Source organism: Salinicola socius, from assembly GCF_001937195.1.
GTDB classification, from domain to species: domain Bacteria; phylum Pseudomonadota; class Gammaproteobacteria; order Pseudomonadales; family Halomonadaceae; genus Salinicola; species Salinicola socius.
In genome coordinates this window covers 1-424 of record NZ_MSDO01000103.1, presented here as the reverse complement: position 1 = coordinate 424, position 424 = coordinate 1, and the positions used below count along the sequence as shown (strand labels likewise).

Below are 424 nucleotides of genomic sequence, written 5' to 3'. Positions count from 1 at the left end.
ATGAACCATTGCCGGTGCCGACATCCGTCGCCAGGTCGTAACCGGCGATCGTCCCATCGACATCCGATGCCGCCGGGACCTGACCGGTCAGCAGCGTGTTCTCTTCCGTCGTGGCCGTGCCTGCCTGAGCGACCGGTGCATCGTTGGTGCCGGTCACCGTTACGGTCAGCGTCGAGGTGGCGGTGCCGCCCTGGCCATCGCTGACGGTGTAGCTGATCTGCGTCTTGTCGGTCTGACCCGCGGCCAGGCGATCGAACGCCGTGCCCGGATTGAAGCTGTAGGAGCCGTCGGCGTTAAGGGTAAAGGTCCCACCGTTGGAGCCGGTGATGGCCTGCCCCACGCTACCTGTTACGCCGTTGACCGCGCTGACACTCAGCGTGCCGCCGTCGACATCGCTGTCGTTGGCCAGCACGCCCTGGGCCGA

General features: G+C 66.3%; 1 protein-coding gene. It reads right to left on the bottom strand.

Annotated features, from left to right (window positions below; translation table 11 throughout):
* Nucleotides 1-424, bottom strand: a 424-nt coding sequence (locus tag BTW07_RS19050; protein WP_167369296.1) for an Ig-like domain-containing protein, incomplete at both ends; no start/stop codon positions are given.